Source organism: Roseovarius sp. THAF8, assembly GCF_009363735.1.
Taxonomy (GTDB): Bacteria; Pseudomonadota; Alphaproteobacteria; order Rhodobacterales; family Rhodobacteraceae; genus Roseovarius.
Genome location: NZ_CP045410.1, coordinates 706,098 through 726,821, shown reverse-complemented (window position 1 = coordinate 726,821; position 20,724 = coordinate 706,098). Strand labels below are relative to the sequence as shown.

16 protein-coding genes are annotated in these 20,724 nt (G+C 67.0%); 9 read left to right on the top strand and 7 right to left on the bottom strand.

Features of this window, described 5'->3' with window-relative positions:
• The first annotated feature begins 406 nt into the window (after positions 1–406).
• Together FIU85_RS03510 and rarD are read left to right on the top strand one after the other, a co-directional pair.
• The gene (locus tag FIU85_RS03510) at positions 407–1,006 is read left to right on the top strand and encodes a superoxide dismutase (RefSeq protein WP_152495869.1); all 600 of its coding nucleotides are present in this window, start codon (positions 407–409) and stop codon (positions 1,004–1,006) included.
• A gap of 78 nt (positions 1,007–1,084) precedes the next feature.
• A complete protein-coding gene (gene rarD / locus FIU85_RS03505) occupies positions 1,085–1,981 on the top strand; it encodes an EamA family transporter RarD (protein ID WP_152495868.1) in 897 nt (298 codons plus the stop codon).
• On the opposite strand, the gene FIU85_RS03500 is transcribed toward rarD, so the two are convergent.
• Positions 1,942–2,493 carry a TIGR00730 family Rossman fold protein gene (locus tag FIU85_RS03500; RefSeq protein ID WP_152495867.1) on the bottom strand — a complete coding sequence of 184 codons (552 nt, stop codon included), beginning with the start codon at positions 2,491–2,493 and terminating at the stop codon, positions 1,942–1,944. The two genes, rarD and FIU85_RS03500, sit on opposite strands and share 40 nt — an antisense overlap.
• A gap of 102 nt (positions 2,494–2,595) precedes the next feature.
• On the opposite strand from FIU85_RS03500, the gene FIU85_RS22480 reads away from it, so the two are divergent.
• Positions 2,596–4,473, top strand: coding sequence for a LysM peptidoglycan-binding domain-containing protein (locus FIU85_RS22480; RefSeq protein WP_302849163.1), 1,878 nt, complete (start codon positions 2,596–2,598; stop codon positions 4,471–4,473).
• Positions 4,474–4,586: 113 nt separating this feature from the next.
• On the opposite strand, the gene FIU85_RS03490 is transcribed toward FIU85_RS22480, so the two are convergent.
• On the bottom strand, positions 4,587–4,712 hold the full coding sequence (locus FIU85_RS03490; protein ID WP_152492059.1) for an entericidin A/B family lipoprotein: 126 nt from the start codon (positions 4,710–4,712) through the stop codon (positions 4,587–4,589).
• Between the two features lie 167 nt (positions 4,713–4,879).
• Here FIU85_RS03490 and FIU85_RS03485 point away from each other — a divergent pair, with 167 nt between their 5' ends.
• Positions 4,880–6,697 carry an ABC transporter ATP-binding protein/permease gene (locus FIU85_RS03485; RefSeq protein ID WP_152495866.1) on the top strand — a complete coding sequence of 606 codons (1,818 nt, stop codon included), beginning with the start codon at positions 4,880–4,882 and terminating at the stop codon, positions 6,695–6,697.
• A gap of 304 nt (positions 6,698–7,001) precedes the next feature.
• Complete coding sequence (locus FIU85_RS03480; RefSeq protein WP_152492061.1) at positions 7,002–7,223, top strand: hypothetical protein; 222 nt, start codon at positions 7,002–7,004, stop codon at positions 7,221–7,223.
• A gap of 114 nt (positions 7,224–7,337) precedes the next feature.
• On the opposite strand, the gene FIU85_RS03475 is transcribed toward FIU85_RS03480, so the two are convergent.
• Both FIU85_RS03475 and FIU85_RS03470 read right to left on the bottom strand, forming a co-directional pair.
• Positions 7,338–11,318, bottom strand: coding sequence for an efflux RND transporter permease subunit (locus FIU85_RS03475; RefSeq protein WP_152495865.1), 3,981 nt, complete (start codon positions 11,316–11,318; stop codon positions 7,338–7,340).
• A complete protein-coding gene (locus FIU85_RS03470; RefSeq protein WP_152495864.1) occupies positions 11,315–12,655 on the bottom strand; it encodes an efflux RND transporter periplasmic adaptor subunit in 1,341 nt (446 codons plus the stop codon). The genes FIU85_RS03475 and FIU85_RS03470 overlap by 4 nt, the downstream gene beginning before the upstream one ends.
• A 237-nt stretch (positions 12,656–12,892) precedes the next feature.
• On the opposite strand from FIU85_RS03470, the gene FIU85_RS03465 reads away from it, so the two are divergent.
• From FIU85_RS03465 to der, 3 genes are all read left to right on the top strand, one after another.
• Entirely contained in the window at positions 12,893–13,570 is a 678-nt protein-coding gene (locus tag FIU85_RS03465) for a hypothetical protein (RefSeq protein ID WP_152495863.1), read from the top strand.
• Positions 13,571–13,619: 49 nt separating this feature from the next.
• Positions 13,620–14,957: a PQQ-like beta-propeller repeat protein gene (locus FIU85_RS03460; protein ID WP_152495862.1), complete on the top strand. Its 1,338-nt coding sequence runs from the start codon at positions 13,620–13,622 to the stop codon at positions 14,955–14,957.
• 84 nt (positions 14,958–15,041) lie between these two features.
• Complete coding sequence (der, locus tag FIU85_RS03455; protein WP_152495861.1) at positions 15,042–16,505, top strand: ribosome biogenesis GTPase Der; 1,464 nt, start codon at positions 15,042–15,044, stop codon at positions 16,503–16,505.
• On the opposite strand, the gene FIU85_RS03450 is transcribed toward der, so the two are convergent.
• A complete protein-coding gene (locus FIU85_RS03450; RefSeq protein WP_152495860.1) occupies positions 16,498–17,211 on the bottom strand; it encodes a TspO/MBR family protein in 714 nt (237 codons plus the stop codon). The two genes, der and FIU85_RS03450, sit on opposite strands and share 8 nt — an antisense overlap.
• A 152-nt stretch (positions 17,212–17,363) precedes the next feature.
• Between FIU85_RS03450 and FIU85_RS03445 the strand changes: the two genes are divergently transcribed.
• Positions 17,364–18,353 (top strand): fatty acid desaturase, encoded by a 990-nt coding sequence (locus FIU85_RS03445; protein ID WP_152495859.1) that lies wholly within the window; start codon positions 17,364–17,366, stop codon positions 18,351–18,353.
• 55 nt (positions 18,354–18,408) lie between these two features.
• Here FIU85_RS03445 and FIU85_RS03440 read toward each other — a convergent pair whose 3' ends face one another.
• Together FIU85_RS03440 and FIU85_RS03435 are read right to left on the bottom strand one after the other, a co-directional pair.
• The gene (locus tag FIU85_RS03440; RefSeq protein ID WP_152495858.1) at positions 18,409–18,750 is read right to left on the bottom strand and encodes a DUF427 domain-containing protein; all 342 of its coding nucleotides are present in this window, start codon (positions 18,748–18,750) and stop codon (positions 18,409–18,411) included.
• A gap of 101 nt (positions 18,751–18,851) precedes the next feature.
• A complete protein-coding gene (locus tag FIU85_RS03435) occupies positions 18,852–20,678 on the bottom strand; it encodes an aminopeptidase P family protein (protein WP_152495857.1) in 1,827 nt (608 codons plus the stop codon).
• Positions 20,679–20,724: the final 46 nt, after the last annotated feature.

The following is a 20,724-nucleotide window of genomic DNA, read 5'->3' as shown; positions in this document are numbered from 1 at the left end:
CGCAGCATAGGTGGTTTGGACAAGGGTGGGTTGAAAACCCACCCTACGAGGTTTCGGGTCAGATGCTTTGTTCGCGCGGAATCAAGGGCCTTCAGGCCCGCCGCGCGATCGTCCGCTGACCGAAAGGCGATTGCAAGCAATCGCTGGAAGGGGGGCCGCCCGGACGGGCTGGCGATTGGGTGCCGTTGGCGCTTCGATCTGAGGTCTTCCGGCAGTTGACAAGATAAAGTGCATTGAAAGGCCGTTGGATCGCCATCCCGCGGTCTGGCGATCGCGCAGCTTACTTCTCTTCTGCACCCCTTCACAGCCCGCCCGCAGCGCAGGAACAAAACATCAGCCTTGACGTTGATCCCTTAACGCTACCATGTAGTCGCGAAATATCACCTCAAAGAAAAGGGGGCCCGAAATGGCTTTTGAACTTCCCGACCTTCCTTACGCACATGACGCGCTTGCCAGCAAAGGCATGTCGAAGGAGACGCTGGAATACCACCACGACATCCACCACAACGCCTATGTCACCAACGGCAACAAGGCGATCGAGGGGACCGAGTGGGACGGCAAGTCCATGGAAGAGATCATCAAGGGCACCTATGATCCCAATGCCGTGGCGCAGTCGGGCATCTTCAACAACATCAGCCAGTTGTGGAACCACAACCAGTTCTGGGAGATGATGACCCCCGAGGACAGCAAGATGCCGGGTGAGCTGGAAAAGGCGATCAATGACAGCTTCGGTTCGGTCGACAAGTTCAAGGACGAGTTCAAGGCCGCCGGCGGCGGTCAGTTCGGCTCGGGCTGGGCGTGGCTGGTCAAGGATACCGATGGCAGCCTGAAGGTCACCAAGACCGAGAACGGCGTGAACCCGGTGTGCTTCAACCAGACGGCGCTGTTGGGGTGTGACGTGTGGGAGCATTCCTACTACATCGACTTCCGCAACAAGCGGCCCGATTATCTGGCGAATTTCCTCGATAACCTCGTGAACTGGGAAAACGTCGCAAGCCGCATGTAGGTGCCGGCGACAGTCCAGAAAATCTGATTTCAACCCCCGGCCGGATGGCCGGGGGTTTTCTTGTCGGAGCCTTCCCGCATGACCGAAACCGCCAAGGGCGTTGCCGCCATAGTTCTGGCCTGTACCATCTGGGGGCTGTCGGGCCTGTTCTACAAGCTGCTGGCCGGGTTGCCCGTGCTGGACGTGCTGGCGCATCGCACGATCTGGGGCGCGGTGTTCTTTCTGCTCATCCTGGGCGTGCAGGGCCGGGTGGCGGTGCCGTTCCGGGCCTTGGGTGCGGGGCGCACGTTGCGGGTCCTGGCGGCGGCGTCGCTGCTGATCGGGTTCAACTGGATGCTGTTCGTCTGGGCCATCAAGTCGGACCAGGCGCTGGAGGCGTCGCTGGGCTATTACATCTTCCCGCTGGTCGTGGTGCTGTTCGGGTTGATGTTCTTTGGCGAACGGCTGGGCCGGGGCGAGACGCTGGCGGTGCTCTTGGCGGCGCTGGCGGTGATCGTGCTGACCGCGGGCCTGGGGGTGGCGCCGTGGATCGCGTTGGGCATCGCGCTGAGTTTCGGCGCTTATGGTGCGGTGAAAAAGCGACTGGACATGGGGCCGGTCGTGTCGGTGACGGCGGAGTCGCTGTTGCTGGTCGGGCCGGCGCTGGGCTGGCTGGCGTGGCAGGCGGCGCAGGGCGGGGCGGTGCTGGGCGGGTCATGGCCGCTGGCGCTGACCCTGATGCTGGCGGGGCCGATGACGGCGACGCCGCTGATCCTGTTCAGCTATGGCGCGCGGCGGATCGACCTGGCGAGTGTCGGCGTGCTGTCCTACCTCAACCCCAGCCTGCAATTCGCCGTAGCGGTCGTGATCTTTGCCGAGCCCTTCACGGGCTGGCACATGATCGCCTTTGCCATGATCTGGGGCGCGCTGGCGCTTTACAGCGTGGCGCGCTGGCGTTACCGGCCGGTCGCGCCGAGGCCGTCCATCAGGTCCTGAACCGTGTCGACGACCTGGGTGTAGTCGCGCAGGGAGGCGTCGGCGAATCCTTCATCGATGACATGGTCGATCAACTGGATGAGCCTCGTCCAGTAACCTTCGGTATCAAGAAGGAAAACCGGCTTTTCATGCAGGCCGATCTGGCGCCAGGTGAGGACCTCGAAATACTCGTCCAATGACCCTGCGCCGCCCGGCAGGACCACCACCGCGTCGCAGTTCATGAACATGACTTTCTTGCGCTCGTGCATCGTCTCGGTGACGATGTAGCGGGTGAGGTCGGTCTTGCCGACTTCCCATTTCACGAGGTGATCGGGGATGACGCCGAAGGTTTCGCCGCCTGCGGCCTGGGCCGCGCGCGCGACGGCGCCCATCAGGCCCACGTCGCCCGCGCCGTAGACCAGCCGCATGTCGTGTTCCGCGAGAGCCGTGCCAAGCGCTTTCGCCGCGGCCTCGTAGGCCGGGTTGCGCCCCTTGCGTGAGCCACAAAAGACACAGACGGAACGCTTGGGCATGAAAATCACCAATGGCTGACGGGGCTTCTTTTGACCGTTCTAGCCGGTGTTGCTAAACTCCTGCAACCGCAGAGCTGTCCTGCGGCCCGGGGGACGAAAACCATGAGCAAACTGTCTGGCCTGACCGGAGGATACGGCACCGCGATCGCGGCGGCGGCCGGGACGCTGGCTGTGGTGATCGGCCTTTTCGCCGGGGGGGTGTTCGACCGGGAGGTGGACGCGCCGACGCCGGAGACGGGCGCCTCCCGAGAGAGCGCTGCCGCGCCCGAGGCCGGGGCGGGCCAGACCGGGGCGGAGGAGATTGAGGCGGAGGAGACCGGGGCGGATCAGGCCCCCGACGCCGGGAGCGAGGCGGCGACCGACACGGCCCAAACCGACGCGGCGGAGACACCGGATGCCGAGACCGCCGACACAGCGCCCGGAACGCCGGCGCCGCCCAGGGTCAGCACCTTTCGGCTGGATCCCGATGGCCGGATGCTGGTGGCCGGGCGGGCCGAGCCGGGCTGGGAAACCGCGATCCGTCTGGACCGGAACGTGCTGCGCAGTTTCGTGCCCGAGGGCGATGGCCAGTTCGTGGAGTTCGTGACCGTCGATCCGAGCGCCGAACCGCGGGTTCTGTCGCTGAGCATGACCTCGCCCGAGACCGGCGAAGACATTGAAAGCCAAGGGGAAATCATCATCGCGCCGCTGCGCGCGCCGGCCCCGCCGGACGTGGCCGAGGGGGACGTGGCAGAGGCCGCGCCGGGGGATACGGTCGCGGCGCTGGAGACCGCCGGGATGAGCGAAGCGGAGAGCGTGACGCCTGACGCCGCGGTGCGGCAAGCGGGCGCTGGCGATCGGTCCGTGACGCAGGCGGCGGAGGCGGTCGAGGCGATTGCGCCCGAGGAAACGGCCGCGGAAATGACCAAGGAGCGCGCGGCGGAGGAGGCTGCGGGCGGGGTCGAGACGGCCGCGTTGTCGGATCCGGCGGAACCGGCGCAGGAGGATCAGCAGGGCGTGCCGGAGAGCGGCACCGAAGGCTCTGACGTGGCGCGGACGGCCGCGCCCGAGCAGGTCGACGGCGGCGGGTCTGACGGAGGCACCGAGAGTGTCGGGGCCGCTGGCGAGGGCGCTGCGGCGGATGAGGCTAGCACGCAGCAGGCCACCGCGCGGGATGCAGGGGACGACGCCGGGCCGTCCGCCGCGGGGACCGGACGCGATGAGGGAGCGTCCGCCCAGGCCGACACAGAACAGGCCGCCACGGGGGGTGGAGCTGGCGACGCGGAGACCGCCCGGGCGACAGGCGGGGCCGCTACGGGGCAGGGGACGGACGCCGCGAGCGGCGGCCAGAGTGCCGACAGCGCGACCGACAGCGCGACCGACAGCGCGGCCGACCGTGTGGGCGGCGGGACGGGCGATGACGCGACCGATCAGCCCGATCCTGCGCCGGGGGCCGCGGTGCTGATGTCGGACGCGGATGGCGTGCGGGTGATCCAGCCCGCGCCGGGCGATGCCAGCCCCGAGGTGATGGCGGTGGTGGCGCTGGATGCGATCAGCTATTCCGACACCGGCGCGGTGGAACTGTCGGGGCGGGGCGCCAGCGACGGGTTCGTGCGGGTCTACCTGGACAACACGCCGGTCACGACCTCGCGCATTGCCGCCGATGGCAGCTGGCAATCGGACCTGCCGGAGGTGGATACCGGCGTCTATACCCTGCGGATCGACGAGGTGGATGCCGATGGCAATGTCACCAGCCGGGTCGAGACCCCTTTCAAGCGCGAGGACGAGGCGCTGTTGGCGGACGCCACGCAGGCGGGCAAGCTGGTGCAGGCGGTGACGGTGCAGCCGGGATACACGCTGTGGGGGATTTCACGGCGCAATTACGGCGAGGGGATCGAATATGTGCGGATCTTCGAGGCCAATCGCGACCGGATCCGCGACCCGGACCTGATCTATCCGGGCCAGGTCTTTACCATTCCCGACCAGGTGGCGGTACAATAGGCCCGCAAAAGGAAAACCCCGACGCGGGGTGCGCGCCGGGGCCTTGCAACTTTCCTTGGCAAGCGTCGTGACGAAGTTTGGATCGGGGGCCACGACGCCGCTTACAAGAGGGCTCAATCGTTTTCTTCAGCCTCTTCCTCGATGTTGTCACCGAGATTCGACAGGTCGCGCCCGAACCCTTCGGTCGTCTCGCACGCGGCGAGGGCGAAGAGGGCGGTGAGTGCTGCGATGAAACGCATGTTTTTTCTCCATTTAAACGGGCACGTTGCTTGCCGTTGGCGGTGAAACGCAGCGCGGCGGGTTTGGTTCCAACGCGATTGCAGAAACTGCGACACAAGTGTGCGGCGGCACGTCTGGCCTTGGGCGCGGGCTTGGCCTATGTCAGCGGAGGAACCAAGGAGACCAGATGCGGCGCAGACCCACGACAGCGACGGAAATGCCGGACAACGCGCTTCAGGTGATCCGGCGCGTGGCGCCGTACCTGTGGCCCGAGGGGCAGAGCTGGGCCAAGCGCAGGGTGGTGCTGGCGCTCATGGCGCTGGTGCTGGCAAAGGTCGTGGCGGTGGGCACGCCGTTCTTTTACAAGGCGGCGGTGGATTCGCTGTCCGGAGAGGGCCAGGAGGCGGCGTGGATGCTGGGCGCGGGGGCCATCGGGCTGACCGTGGCCTATGGCATGGCGCGGCTGATGAACGTGGGCTTCCAGCAGTTGCGCGACGCGATATTCGCACCCGTGGCGCAGCGCGGTCTGCGGCGGCTGGCGCTGGAGACGTTCCAGCATATCCACCAGATGTCCATGCGCTTTCACATGACGCGCAAGACCGGGGGGCTGAGCCGGATCATAGAGCGCGGCGTGAAAAGCGTGGAGTTCCTGCTGCGCTTCCTGGTGTTCTCGGTCGGGCCGCTGATCCTGGAACTGCTGATGATCGGCGTCGTGCTGTGGACGCTGTTCGATTTCTCCTATCTTGCCGTGGTGATGGGCGTGATCGCGACCTACGCGGTCTTCACCTTCAAGGTGACGGAATGGCGGGTCAAGCTGCGCCGGCGGATGAACGAGCAGGACACCGATGCCAACCAGAAGGCCATCGACAGCCTGCTGAATTTCGAGACGGTGAAGTATTTCGGCGCCGAGGGCCGCGAGGCGGCGCGGTATGACCGGGCGATGGAAGGCTACGAGAGCGCGGCCTTGCAGACGTCCTATTCGCTGGCTTTCCTGAATGTCGGGCAGAGCTTCCTGATCACCGGCGGGCTGGTGGCGGTGATGGTGATGGCGGCGATGGGCGTGCAGAGCGGCGCGTTGACGGTGGGCGATTTCGTGATGGTCAACGCCTACATGATCCAGATCACCATGCCACTGAACTTTCTTGGCACGGTTTACCGGGAAATCCGGCAGAGCCTGGTCGACATGGCGCAAATGTTCGATTTGTTAGAGCAAACGCCGGATGTGACTGACGGATCGGATGCAAAAGGTTTGAAAATCGAAGGTGGGTCGGTGCGGTTTCGCGAGGTTTCCTTCGGGTATGACCCGGAAAGACCGATCCTGCACGATGTGTCGCTGAGCGTTGCGGCGGGAGAGACGGTGGCGCTGGTCGGCCCGTCGGGGTCGGGCAAGTCCACCATCGGGCGGCTGCTGTTCCGGTTCTATGACGTGAGCGGCGGCGCGCTGGAGATCGACGGGCAGGACGTGCGCGGCGTGACGCAGGAGAGCCTGCACGCCGCCATCGGCGTGGTGCCGCAGGACACGGTGCTGTTCAACGACACGATCGGGTACAACATCGCCTATGGCCGCGACGGGGCCACGCAGGACGAGATCGAGGCGGCGGCGAAGGCGGCGCAGATCCACGAGTTCATCGCGCGCCTGCCCAAGGGGTACGAGACGCAGGTGGGCGAGCGGGGCCTGAAGCTGTCGGGTGGCGAGAAGCAGCGGGTGGGCATCGCGCGCACCCTGCTGAAGGACCCGCCGATCCTGCTGCTGGACGAGGCGACGAGTGCCCTGGACACCGAGACCGAGCGAGAGATCCAGGACGCGCTGCGCCGGGCGGGCGAGGGGCGCACGGTGATCACCATCGCGCACCGTTTGTCGACGGTGGCGGATGCGGACCGGATCGTGGTGCTGGAAGACGGGCGGATCGTGGAGGAAGGCACCCATGCCGAGCTGCTGGCGCGGGAGGGGCGCTATGCGGGGCTCTGGGCGCGGCAGGCCAGCGAACGCGAGCGCGCGGCCTGAGGCGGCTTGTGGCGCGCGGGGCGGCGTTGTCTCTGCCTCGCCTTGCGGGGGGGGCGGAGGCAGCCTGATGGACGCGACGGACCCGTGGACGGCGCCCTGTTCGGCTTGTGTTCCGGGGGACGGTTTTGCCCGGGACGCGCGGCCTTAATTTCTTTTCTGGATACGTCGCGTCAGGCGTCTATTTCCTTGTGGAAGTGGGTGGGCGACCTGCGTTAAAGCGGTGCTTCACGGCCCGTTTTTCAAGAGTTCTTTCTGGTTTTGGTGCGAGCGGCCGACGCTGAAGACGCGCAAAGCAAGAGACGACATGTTCCGCGGTACGATCCTGTATTTTTCCGATGACGGAGGCGTCGCGCATATCTGGTGTGCGAAGGCCGGCAACCCCTTGTTCCGGGCGCGGGCGTCCGATTTTCCCGACCTATGGCCGGACTTGCGGGTCGGTATGGTGGTGACCGTCGTCGGCAGCACCGGGACGGACGAGGCGCAAACGGTCGTGACGCTGGAGATCGCGCCGCAGGACGAGGGGTGAGCGCCGCGCCTCCGGGCGTTGCGGCGCGTGGGTTTTCACCCACCCTACGCGGGCTTGCTCGCGGCGCGCCTCCGGGCGTCGTGGCGCGTGGGCTTTCACCCACCCTACGCGGGCTTACTCGGCGGCGCGGAGGGATTTGTCCTTGGGCGGTGTGTCGTCGTCGTCGTCCGAGCCGGACTGCGCCGCCTTGCGGTCGGCCAGCACGCCCTTGACGTCTTCGAGGGCGAGTTCGGGCTGGGTGGTGTCGTCCTCGTAGGCGGCGATATCGGGGATGCCTTCGGTCCAGATGATCTCGGGCGCGCGTACGCGGGCGGCCTGGCGCGAGAGGGCCCAGTCGCGGGCGGCGCGGCTGGAGCGGCCGAAAGAGAGCTTGGCCAGCAGCTGGGCGCCCCAGAGCACGTAGGTCGTGGCCCAGATGCGCAGCGCCAGCATCGAAGGCGTGAAGACCAGCGTCAGTACCGTGGCGATGCCCAGGCCGAAGACGACCGCGGTGGCCAGCTGTTTCCACCACAGCGCGGTGGGGCTGTTGAAGGTGTAGCCGCCGGCGAAGAAATCGAGGCTGAGGCCGAACATCATCGGCGCGAGGCCCGCCATGGTGGTGATCGTGGTCAGCAGGACCGGGCGGATGCGCGCCTCGGCCGTCCGCGTGATGGCCTCGATCCGCGGCATGTAGCGGGAATATTCCTGGTAGGTGTCGATCAGCACGATGTTGTTGTTCACCACGATGCCCGCCAGCGCCACGATGCCGGTTCCGGTCATGATGATGGAGAACGGCTGATTCATCACCAGCATCCCGATCAGCACGCCGGTGGTGGACAGGATCACCGCGAGAAGCACCAGCACGGCGTTGTAGACCGAGTTGAACTGCGCCAGCAGGATGATGAACATCAGGCCCAGGGCGCCCAGGAAGGCCTGTTGCAGGAAGGCGCCGGATTCTTCCTGGTCCTCGGCGTCGCCGGTCCATTCGTAGGAGACGCTGCGCGGCATGTCGGCGCTTTCGAGCCATGCCGTCAGGGTTTCGATGCGTTCGTTGGCGGTGAGGGGTGCTTGGGTTTCCTCGCCGTTTTCGCCGGTGGTGGTGACGGTGAGCCCGTCCACCACGGCGGCCTTGACGTCGAAATAGCGGGTCTGGTCGACGCGGTCGATCTGGGCGAGCTTGGGCACCGGCTGACGGGTGATGAAGTTCGACAGCGGCACGAGGCCGTCATCGGTGCGCACCTTGAGTTCATCCAGGGTAGACAGAACGCGGTCCTCGGCGGGCAGGCGGACGCGGATGTCGATTTCCTCGTCCGAGGAGGGCACGCGCATGGTGTCGAGCAGGATGCCGCGGGTCACCAGCTGGACCATCGCGCCCACGGTGGCCACGTCGGCGCCGAAGCGGCCGGCCTTTTCCACGTCGACGTCGATCTGCCAGTCGATGCCGGGCAGGGGGAGCGTGTCCTCGACCAGGTCCAGGCCGCGGGTCTCTTCGAACTTTTCGCGGGCGCGGGCGGTGAAGTCCTGAAGCTCCTGCCAGTTGTCGCCCTTGAGCCGCAGGTGCACGGGCTTGGCCGAGGCGGGGCCCTGTTCGAGCGACAGGATCTCGACCTTCATGCCGGGGATCCGTTCGAGCCGGGCGGTCAGTTCGTCGATGGTGCGTTCACCGCCCGCCACGGGGTCGTTGACGCGGCGCTGCACGTCGTAGCCGAGGACCGGGATGGTGAACCAGGTCTCAAAGGTGGTCGGGCGGTCCTCCCACTTGATCAGTTCGAACTGGACCTGGCCGATCGTGTCGAGCGGGGGGGCGGCGCCGCCGGTGTTGTTGTTCAGCCCGCCGTCGCCGGCAAAGGAGAAGGCCGAGAGGACGTTGGGATGCTCCAGCACGACCTCCTCGGCCTCGCGCACGAGCGCGTCCTTCTGGCCGATCGACAGGTTGCCGCGGGCGCGGACATAGACGATGGCGTTCTCGGGTTCGGAGTCGACGAAGAACTCGGTGCCGTTGTTGTTGTTGATGTAGAACATCAGCACCGAGCCGACGAAGACGAAGATGGCGCAGAAGGCCACCAGCGGCATGATCGGGTTGGCGGCGATGGCGTGGATCACCCAGCCGAAGGGCGAGCGGCGATAGCCCGCGTCGATGCGTTGCGCCCGGTGCAGGCGGGTATATTGCCGGATCGCGATGGCGGCGAAGACGATGAGCGCGAGCACGATGGCGGCGGCCCAGCCGATCCCGGAGGCCCAGGCGGCGCCGATGGCGGCCGCCGCGAAGATCAGGCCGCGGGCCATGGGGAAGGGCAGCTTGCGGGCCTGCCAGGCGTCAACGCTTTGCCACAGGAGCGACAGGCGGCGGAAAAGCGCCAGCACGCAGAGGAGCGCGGTGAGTGCGCCCGCGAGGGCCACGCCGCCGGCGAGAACCATGCCGAGGCCGAGGCCGAAGGCCGTCAGAAGCGACGGGATGACGGAGCCGAGGATGTCGCCGCCGTCCATGCCCGCGAACTGTGCCCCGGCCTGCCGGGCAAGGGGGCCGATGGCCTGACCGGCCAGCATGAGGCCGCCCACGGCGAGCACGGCGAGCGCGATATGCAGATACCAGCGGGTGGTGGCGATGGATTCGATCCGCTGGGTGAACCAACGCTCGATGCGGCCCGTGACGCCGCCCATGACGGGCAGGTAGACCAGCGCGACCAGCAGCGAGGCCGACAGCACGAAGATGAGCGTGACGGGCAGCATCATCATGAACTGTCCCGGCACGCCGGGCCAGAAGAGCATGGGCAGGAAGGCGCAGAGCGTGGTGGCGGTGGAACTGACCACCGGCCAGAACATGCGTTTGGCGGCGGCGACATAGGCGTGCATCGGGCCTTCGCCCTCGGCGATTTTCTTGTCGGCGTATTCGACCACGACGATGGCGCCGTCGACCAGCATCCCCACGGCGAGGATCAGGCCGAACATGACGATGTTCGACACCGGCACGCCCATCACCGCCAGGAGCGCGAAGCAAAGCAGGAACGAGGTGGGGATGGCGAAACCCACCAGAAGGGCGGGGCGGATGCCGAGCGCGGCCAGCGTGACGATCATCACCAGCGCGATGGCGGTCAGCACCGAGCCTTCGAGTTGCGAGACCATGGAGGCGATGATGCGGGATTGATCGTTGGAGGTGTCGACCTGCACCGCGACCTGAAGTTCGGACGGCCAGGTGTCCTCGGCCTCGGCCACGGTGTCGCGCACCAGGGCGGCGGTGTCGATGATGTTGAAGCCCTTGCGCTTGACCACCTGCAGGGCAATCGCCGTCTCGCCGTTGAAGCGGGCGGTGCCGGCGCGGTCCTCGAAGGTCAGGTTGATGCGCGCCAGATCGCCCAGCGTGACGACGCGGTCGCCATTGGTCTTGACCGGAAGGTCGTAGATGTCGCCGGTGTCGTCGAATGACGAGGGGATTTTGACCGAGAACGCGCCCTGGGCGCTGTCGACCTCGCCTGCCGCAATCAGCTGGTTGTTGTTCTGGACGACATTCAGAAGCTCGTTGGCGGTGACGTTGTAGGCCTCGAGTCGCAGGGGGTCGATGACCACCTCGACCATCTCGTCGCGGTTGCCGGCAATGCCGGCCTCGAGCACGGGCTCCAGCCCTTCGAGCCGGTCCTGCAGGTCCTTGGCGATGCGGGCCAGCGTGCGTTCGGGGACCGGGCCGGAGAGCGACACGATGATGATGGGGAATTCAGAGAAGTTGATCTCGTTGATCGTGTATTGCTCGGCGCCTTCGGGGAAGTCGGCCTCGGCGGCGTTCATGGCGTCGCGCACGTCGGCCATGATCTGGGTCTTGTCCCAGCCGAATTCGAATTCCAGCGCCACGCCGGCGTAGTTTTCCGCCGCCGTGCCGGTCATTTCCTTGAGACCGTCGAGATCCGACAGCTCGGTTTCCATGGGCTTGACCAGCAGCTTCTCGGAATCCTCGGCCGAGATGCCGGGGAAGTTGACCGAGACGAAAAGGGCCGGGATCTCGATATCCGGTTCGCCTTCCTTGGGCAGGGAGATGTAGGCGGTGGTGCCCGCGACGATCGACAGGATGATGAAGGCGATCACCATCCGGGCGCGTTGCGAGGCCCAGTCGACGATGCCGGTCATTGTATGGTCTCCCTGAAGGCGGGTTCGACAGGGACGCCGTCGGCGACGAATTCCTGGCCCAGGATGATGACGTCCGAGGTTTCTTCCAGGCCGGCGACGAAGACGCCGGTGGGGCTGTCGCGCAGCAGGGTCACGGGTTTGAACTGTGCCGTCTTGTCGGGGCTGACGATACGCACGCCCAGGGCGCCGTCATCGTCGAGCGTGAGCGCCGATTGCGGCAGCAGGTGCGCCTTCACGCCCTCCGATTCGATGCGGATCTCGGCGGTCTGGCCGTCGCGCAGGGCGAGATCCTCGTTCGGGACGCGGATGTCGACACGGAAGGTGCGGGTGGTGGGGTCGGCGGCGCGGGAGATGAAGGTGACCTCGCCCTCGACCGTGCCGCCGGAGGCGAGCCGCGCGGTTGCGGGCGCGCCGGCGCTGACCTTGGCGATTTCGGTTTCGGGGATGTAGCCGACCAGCATGATCGGATCGAGCTGGATCACGGTGGCGCAGAGCGATCCGGCCTGAAGAAGACTGCCAAGCTCGGCGGTGTCGGATTCCAGCAGGCCCGAGAACGGGGCCTTGATCGTCAGGCGCTCGATTTCCTTGCGGGCGGAGGCGACGGCGGCCTGGGCGCTTTCGACGCCCGAGCGGGCGGCCTCGATGCCCGCGGCGGCGGTTTCCTGGCCCGATTCAGCGGCCTTGAGCGCGGCCTCGGCGCTGGTGATCTGGGCCTTGGCGCCTTCGACGGCGGCCTTGGTCTGGGCCACGCGGGTCTGGGAGGCGAACCCGTCGGTCGAGAGCTTGTCGGCGGCGTTGGCGTTGATCTCGGCCTCGCTGAGCACGGCGCGGGCCTCGACCAGGCGGGCGCGGCTTTCCTCGACGCGGGCGGCGGCCTCGGGGACGGCGGCCTCTGCCTCGGGGATGCGGGACCGGGCCTCGGCCAGGCGGGCCAGCGCCTCGGCCAGGTTGGCCTCGCGCGTGCCGGGGTCGATCTGGCAAAGCGTCTGGTCCTCTTCGACGAAGGCACCCTTGCGAATGGGTTCCGAGACGATCTGGCCGGGGGTTTCGGCCCGCAGCTCGACCTGGCGGTCGGCCTCGGTCTGGCCGCGCACGGTGACGGCGGTGTCGATCGTGCGCGCGGTGGAGCGCAGGGCGACGACGCCGACGGTGCCTTCGCGTTCCTCGGGGGTTTCGGCCAGGGGGTCGTCGCCCTGATCGGTGTCCGGCGCGACCGCCTCGGCCAGTTCGGTGTCCTCGACCGGCGCGAAGAGCGCCGCGATGCTGTCGCGTTCCATCACGAGCGCGTAGATGGCCGCGCAGACCAGGATGGCGGCGAAGATGGGAAACAGGCGCATGAAATAACTTTCCGAGAGTCGTTTGCGTGAGTTTACGGGCGCTTGGCGTCGATCGCCATGCGTCTTTAACGCGGTTTACGCTGAACTGTCCGGTTTAGATTAGTCTCTTTGCCGGCATTGTTCAACCCGCCGCGACGCGTGGGCGCCCGCGCGCGTGCGCGATGTGGCGGGGCGCCCCTTGGCAGGGCCGGAGTGACGCGGTAAGAGGGGCGAAATTTCGAAGAAGGGCAATGCGCAGTGAGCCAGTCTGACAGTTTCATCGACGAGGTGACCGAGGAGGTCCGCCGCGACCGGCTGTACCGCAATTTCAAGCGGTATGGCTGGATCGGCATCCTGGCGGTGCTGCTGCTGGTGGCGGGCGCGGCCTTCAACGAGTGGCGCAAGGCGCAGGAGCGTGCCGAGGCCGAGGCGCTGGGCGACGCGATCATCGCGGCGTTGGGCGAGGAGGACGCGGCCGCGCGCAATGCCGCGCTGGACGCCATCCAGCCCGAAACCGGCGGGGCGCGTGCCATCGTGGGTCTGCTGGCGGCGGGCGAGGGCGGGGCCGACAACGCACCCCAGACCGCCGATCAGCTATTGCGCCTGGCCGACTCGGCCGACGTGCCGCTGGTCTATCGGCAGATCGCGACGCTGAAGGCCGTGGCGCTGCCCGGATCGGGCCTGAGCCCCGAGGACAAGCGCGCCCGGCTGGAGGGCATGGCGGCGAGCGGCGGCATCGTGCGGCTTCTGGCCGAGGAGCAGCTGGCGCTGGTCGACCTGGAGGCGGGCGACCGGGACGCGGCGCTGGAGCGGCTGCGCGGCCTCTATGAAAGCGCGGAAGCCACAGCGGGCTTGCGTCGGCGCGTCGAGCAGTTGATTGTTGCGCTTGACGGTGACATTGAAGAGGAGCCGGTCGGCGAGACCGACGGCAACTAAGCGTTCCGGCGGCCCCAGAGGGCGACGCCGGCTGAAAAGTACGGGGGCGATGGCGGTGAAGACGTTAGCGGGAGTGATTGGCCTGAGTGCGCTGTGCCTTGTTGCGGCCTGTGCGAAGAAGGAAAACATCCTGACCGGCGAGCGCCAGGAGATCAGCGACATCCTGCAGACCGAGCCGGGTGACTCGGCGCTGGCGCCGCAGGCGGTCTCGGGCGCGGTACCGCCGCTGGCGCTGCCGGCGGCCCGCAGCAACGCCAGCTGGGCCCAGAGCATTTCCAATGCCCGCACGCGGGTGGCGCATCCGGCGCTACGCGGCACGCCGCAGCTGGCCTGGACGGCGAATATCGGGCAGGGCGACAGCCGCAAGTCGCGCATCACCGCCGATCCGGTGGTCGGGGGCGGTCGTGTCTACACGCTGGATTCCCGCGCCCAGGTGACGGCGGTCAGCACTTCGGGCCAGGTGATCTGGACCCGCGACCTGGTGCCCGCGAATGACGGTGCCATCGACGGCAGCGGCGGCGGTCTGGCCTATGACAACGGACAGCTGTTCGTGTCGTCGGGCTTTGGCCTGTTGACGGCGATCGACGCCGCCACCGGGCAGGTCCAGTGGCAGCAGAACCTGCGGGCCACCGGATCGGGCAGCCCGACCGTGGCCGGGGACCTTGTCTATGCCGTCGCGGGCGACGAGCTGGCCTGGGCGCTGGACCGCACGGACGGGCGCATCGCGTGGCAGCTGGAGGCGACTTCGGACATCCGCAACGTGCTGGGCGCGCCGTCGCCCGCCGTTTCGGACAAGTACGTGGTCTTCGGCTTTGGCTCGGGCGAGGTGCAAGGCGCGTTCCTGAAGGGCGGCCTGCGCCGCTGGACCACGCAGATCGCGGGCAAGCGGCGGGGCTATTCCTCGGGGATCATCGAGGATGTGACCGGCGAGCCCGTGATCGAGGGGAACACGATCTTTGCCGGCAACCACAGCGGACGGACCGTGGCGCTGAACCTTGGCAATGGCGAGCGGCTGTGGACCGCCGCAGACGGGCCGCTTTATCGGGTGTGGCCCGCGGGCGACTCGATCTTCATGGTGTCGGACCGCAACGAGCTTCTGCGGCTGGCGCAATCCGACGGGCGGCGCCTGTGGGGCGTGAAGCTGCCGTTCTTCACCAAGTCGAAGCCCAAGAAACAGGCGCGGATCTTTGCCCATCACGGGCCGATCATCGCCGGGGGCCGGCTGATCATCGCGTCGAGCGACGGGCTGATGCGGTTCTTCGACCCGACCAATGGCGCATCTCTGGGACAGGTGCAGATGCCGGGCGGGGCGACGACCAACCCGGTGGTGGCCGGAAACACGCTGTATGTCGTGTCGTCCAAGGGCCAGTTGATGGCTTTCCGTTAAGCCGGACATGGTGTAACAGGGCGCTTTCGCAGGGGCCCTGATGCGCAGGGTCCGCGCGGTTCATCCGATCCGGAGCCTGACAAGATGAGTTTCACACTGGCAATCGTGGGCCGCCCCAACGTGGGCAAATCCACGCTGTTCAACCGGCTGGTGGGCAAGCGGCTGGCGCTGGTCGACGACCAGCCGGGCGTGACGCGCGACCTGCGCGAGGGCGATGCGCGGCTGGCCGACCTGCGGTTCACGGTGATCGACACCGCCGGGCTGGAGGATGCCACCGACGACAGCCTCGAGGGCCGGATGCGCAAGCTGACCGAGCGGGCGGTGGACATGGCCGATGTGTGCCTGTTCCTGATCGACGCGCGGGCCGGGGTGACGGCGCTGGACGAGATGTTCGCCGAGATCCTGCGCAAGCGGGCCGATCACGTCTTTGTCGCCGCCAATAAGTCCGAGGGCAGCGCCGCTGATGCCGGCGTGCTGGAGGCCTACAGCCTGGGGCTGGGCGAGCCGATCCGCCTGTCCGCCGAGCATGGCGAGGGGATGCACGACCTTTACACGGCGCTGTTGCCGCTGGCCGACGGGTACGCCGAGCGGGCCGAGGCGGAGGCGCCCGAGGTGGACGTGGCGGTGGACGAAGATGGCGAGGCGGACCCCGAGGGCGTGCGCAAGCCCACCAAGGCGCGCCCCCTTCAGGTGGCGGTGGTGGGGCGGCCCAACGCGGGCAAGTCCACGCTGATCAACAAGATCCTGGGCGAGGACCGGCTGTTGACCGGGCCCGAGGCGGGGATCACGCGGGATGCCATTTCGGTCAAGATGGACTGGGACGGGCTGCCGATGCGGATCTTCGACACCGCCGGGATGCGCAAGAAGGCCAAGGTGCAGGAAAAGCTGGAAAAACTGTCGGTGAGCGACGGTTTGCGGGCGGTGAAGTTCGCCGAGGTCGTGGTGGTTCTGCTGGATGCCGCCATTCCATTCGAGCAGCAGGATCTGCGCATCGCCGACCTCGCGGAGCGCGAGGGGCGCGCGGTGGTCGTGGCGGTGAACAAGTGGGACATCGAGGACGACAAGCAGGGCAAGCTGCGCGACCTGCGCGAGGCGTTCGAGCGGCTGTTGCCGCAGCTGCGCGGCGCGCCTCTGGTGACGGTCTCGGCCAAGACGGGCAAAGGGCTGGACCGGCTGCACGCCGCCATCGAGAAGGCCTATGACGTGTGGAACCGGCGGGTCAGCACGGCGCGGCTCAATCGCTGGCTGACCGGCGTGCTGGAGGCGCACCCGCCGCCCGCGCCGGGCGGGCGTCGGATCAAGCTGCGCTACATGACCCAGGCCAAGACGCGGCCGCCGGGATTTGTGGTGATGTGCAGCCATCCCGACAAGATGCCGGCGAGCTATTCGCGCTATCTTGTCAACGGGTTGCGGGAAGACTTTGACATGCCGGGCACGCCCATTCGCCTGACCCTGCGGTCGCAATCGGACAAGAACCCCTACAAGGCCAAGAAGAAGGCCGGGCCGTCGAAGCTGCGCAAGCACATCAAGGGGCGGGGCCCTAGCTGAGGCGGTCGGGCCGGCCGCGCAGCACGAGGAGCGCGAGGGCGACCACCCCCGCGCCGCTGAGCGCGAGCACCGGCCAGTTGACGGGATCGGCGTTGGTGACGGCGATGCCGACCAGCGCCCAGACGACCGCGGCGGCGAATTCCGGCGTGTCGGGACGCAGGGCCAGCATTGCCGCCGACAGGGCCAGCGCCAGCGCGATCATCAGCAGGGCGGCCGTCGATTGGGACAGGACCCCGTAGCCCGGCAGCAGGAGGCCGAGCGCCACGCAGGACGCGGCGGTCAGCCAGCCGGTATAGAGCGCGATCGGCGTGCGCAGCCAGATCCTGTCGCGCGTGCCCGCCCGCATGAGCGCCAGCGCAGCGGTGCCCCACATCAGCCAGATCAGCGCCGTGGCCCAGGCGGGGCTGATATTGGCCACCGGGATCCAGGCCGAGCCGAGGACGAGGCTGACGATGTAGGGCCAACGCATCGCGTCCCAGGCCGGGTCGTCGTAGCGGTTGATCAATCCGAACAGCGCCCCTGCCAGAAGCCAGATGTAGATCAGCCCCCAGATGGAGAAGGCATAGCCGGCAGGCTGAACCGGGGGGGTGTCCTGGGGGATCGGGAACTGCCCGGCGCTGAAGCCGTTGAACCCGCTGCTGTAGACCGGAGACATGGCGAAGAGAATGGCGGCCACCAACGCGAAGATTGCCTTGACCTTGTGCATGTTGCCTCCTTGTTTTCGGCGCCGCGACGCGCGCGATGAAATTTCACGAACGACCCTTGCAAATCACTGAAATAGTTTCAAATTACACTTGTCCACGGTATCATTCCTGTTGTGTCGTTTTTTCTTGTCCGTCCTTTGAGGGGCAGTCGATCATGACCATCCGAGACTATCTTAGGGATTATGCGCAAAAGTCCGACGGGATGGGCGCGCTGAGCCTTGGCGCGACCTTCGCCGTCTATGGCGCTGCTCTGGGCCTCGGCGCGTGGGCCTGGCCGGCCTGGTGGGCGGTGCTGCCGTGTGTCGTGGTGTTGTCCTTCGCGTCGGTGCGGCTTTACGTGTTGCAGCATGATTGCGGGCATTATTCGCTGTTCGCGACGCGGTGGGCGAACGACGTGGCGGGGCATGTCCTGTCGGTGTTTTCGCTGACGCCCTACCGGGTGATGCAGTTCAATCACAACCAGCACCATGCCTATCTGGGCAATCTGGAGCATCGCGAGACCACCGAGGTCTATACCATGACCTTGCAGGAATGGCGGGATGCCGGAGCCTGGACGCGGGTGTGGTACCGGATCTATCGCAACCCGGTCGTGATGCTGAGCCTGGGCGGGATCTATGCCTATTTCATCGCCTATCGCTGGCCGGTGAACACCATGAAGGTGGGCCCGTGGGGCGTGGTGGCGCACAACATCGCGGTCGCCGCCTATGTCGCGGCGGTCTGGGCGCTGCTTGGGGTGCCTGGGCTGGTGGTGCTGGGCGCAAGCGCGGTGCTGGCCGGCGTGATCGGGGTGTTCCTTGTCTACTTGCAGCATAATTTCGAGGACACCTACTGGGATCGCAAGCCGGACCTTGATTTCCGCAAGGCGACGCTGGAAGGTTCGTCGAGCCTGGACCTGGGGCATTGGTGGGATATCGGGACCGGCAACATCGCCTATCACGATCTGCACCATTACAACCCGCAGATCCCGTCCTACAACCTGCGCCGGGCGCAGAAGAACCTGCCCGACGACCTGCGCGTGCATGACGAGATCCGCTGGCGCGAGGCGCTGGCCAGTTTCCGGCTGAAACTGTGGGACGAGGAGAGCGGCAAACTGGTGCCGTTTCCGCGCCGCCGCAGCCCGCGCGAGGCGGCGGTGGGGGCCTGAAATTCTTCGTACGAAGAATTTCAGGTGAGATTATTCGCACGAATAATCTGGCGCGTCAGACCTGTTCGACGGTGACATCGTCGGAGGAGTAGAATGCGAGGTGGTCCTTGATCCGGGCCACGTCGGGCTTGGGGTCCTCGTAGCTCCAGGCGGCGTTTTCCAGGGTCTTGCTCTTGGTGACGATCGAGAAATGGCTGGCCTCGCCCTTGTGCGGGCAGGTGGTGCGGTGATCGCTTTCGTCGAGGAAGGCCATGGCGATGTCTTCGCGCGGGAAATAGATCACGTCGTTCAGGCCCTCCTCGGCCAGAACCAATGCGTTCCTGCTTTCGACCAGCACCGCGCCGCCTGCGCGGACCGTCCATGTGCCGTCTGCCTTGTGGATCGTGATCTTTGCCATGTCTTTTCCTTCCCTCGTGAAGCCACTTTAGGCACCGGGACAGGCCCCGGTGTCAAGCTGTTGGCCTGTGCGGTGTCGCGCAGGCATGTCACAGTTTCATGTCAGAGGGGCGCGGTGGCCCCGGTCAGCCAGTCGCGCGAGGCGTCGTCGAGACGCGGCCCGATGCGGTCGCGGCAGGTGGCGTGATAGGCGTTGAGCCAATCGCGTTCGGGGTCCGAGAGCGCGGCTGCGTCGATCAGGCGGCGGTCGATGGGCACGTAGTTGAGCGTGGTGAAGTGCAGCATCTGGCGGGTATCGTCGCCATCGGGGAGGGCCGGGGCGGGGGTGACCACCACGAGGTTTTCGATGCGGATGCCGAAGGCGCCTTCGCGGTAGTAGCCCGGCTCGTTCGACAGGATCATGCCGGGTTGCAAGGGCTCGGTCGAGGCGCGCGACAGGCGCTGCGGGCCTTCGTGGACGCATAAGTGCACGCCGACGCCGTGGCCGGTGCCGTGATCGTAATCCTGCCCGGCGAGCCAGAGGGGGTAACGGGCGATGGCGTCAAGATCGCGGCCCGCAAGGCCCTTGGGCCAGCGCGCGCGGCTCATGGCGATCATGCCTTGCAGCACACGGGTGAAGGCGGCGCGCTCGGTGTCGCCGGGCTGACCTATGGCGAGCGTGCGGGTGATGTCGGTGGTGCCGTCCTGGTACTGCCCGCCGCTGTCGAGGACGAGCAGGTCGCCGTCCTGAAGCGTGCGGTCGGTCGCCTCCGAGACGCGGTAATGCGGCAGGGCGCCGTGCGGGCCGGAGCCGGCGATGGTGTCGAAGGAGATATCCAGGAGCGCGCCGGTGTCGCGGCGGCAGGCCTCGAGCTTTTTCACCACGTCGATTTCGGTGATCGTGCCGGGGGCCTGGGCGTCGAACCACGCAAGGAAGGTGCACATGGCGGCGGCGTCGCGCAGATGCGCCTTGGTGGTGGCGGCGATCTCGGCGTCGGTCTTGCAGGCCTTGGGCAGGATGCAGGGATCGCCGGCATAGGCGGTGTCGGTGCCGGCGTCTTCGAGCAGCGTCACGATGCGCAGGGGCACCGAGCCGTGGTCGAGCCGGACGGGGCCGGAGAGGGCGCTGATGGCGGGTTCGAAATCCTGCGGCAGAGCAAGGGTGATGTCCTCGACCAGATGGGTGCGCACAGTGTCGTCGAGTTTAGCGGGGTCGATGTAGAGATCGACCTTGGCGTCGTCGTGCAGGATTGCGAAGGCGTGCGGGATCGGGTTGCGGGGGATGTCGCTGCCCCGGATGTTCAGAAGCCACGCAATGGAATCGGGCAGGGTGAGGATGGCGGCGCGGTGGCCGTCCTCCGCCAGGGTCTCGGCGAGCTCGCGGCGCTTGTCGGCGTGGGATTTGCCGGCGAGGTCGTCGGGATAGACGCGCACCGCGCCCGTGGGCGGGGCCGGGCGGTCGGGCCAGGTGCGGTCGAGAAGGTTTTCGGTGGGGGTGAGCGTGATCCGCGTGTCCTTGAGGCCGTCCTCGATCGCGGTGATCTGTTCGGGCGTGTAGAGCCAAGGGTCGTAGGCGACCGTTCCGCCGTTCGGCAGGTGCGCCTTCAGCCATCCGGCAGGCCGCGTCTCGGGCCAGTCCACAGGGGTGAAGTGATCGGTGTCGACCTGGGCGCGGACCTGGCCGCGGTAACGGCCGTCGATGAAGACGCCGGCGATGTCCTGCAGCACGATGCAAAAGCCCGCCGAGCCGGTGAAGCCGGTGAGCCAGGCCAGACGCTCGTCGCCCGCCGCGACGTATTCGCCCTGATGCGCGTCGGCGCGGGGGATCATGAAACCGTCGACGCCCTCGCGCTCCAGTTCCGCGCGCAGGAGTTTCAGGCGCGGCGGGCCCTGCTCGGGCGAAGACGTTTCGGTGAAGGACTGGAAGACGGTGTCGGGCAGATCTGTCATGGGCAAAGTGCTAGGGCCGCGCGGGGTGAAGTGCAAGTGCGGCGGT